Genomic DNA, 255 nt, shown 5'->3' on the forward strand with positions numbered 1-255 from the left:
TTTTCCTTCCAGACAATGCCGCAATATTTGGCAAGTGCATCATTGTTTTTAAAACATTTGATAGTGCCGATTTCAGCAAGAATGCCACTGGCATAAACCTTGCCGATTCCGGGAACCGAGTTGAGGACCTGGTACTCGGTAGGATTCAGCCCTTTCACCGTTCTTAAAATAGCATCATCAATTGCTTTGAGCTCCTTTTCAAATGCATTGATGCAGTTAAAGGAACACCCGATCGAGACTGTCAAAGGTTCATAA

The 255-nt window shown here is 42.7% G+C and carries 1 protein-coding gene; it reads right to left on the reverse strand.

Annotated features, from left to right (window positions below):
- Positions 1-255 (reverse strand): transposase (locus NE473_RS32385; RefSeq protein WP_256265746.1); only part of this gene is annotated, 255 nt, incomplete at both ends.

Source organism: Hungatella sp. SL.1.14 (genome assembly GCF_024460495.1).
GTDB lineage: Bacteria > Bacillota > Clostridia > Lachnospirales > Lachnospiraceae > Hungatella > Hungatella hathewayi.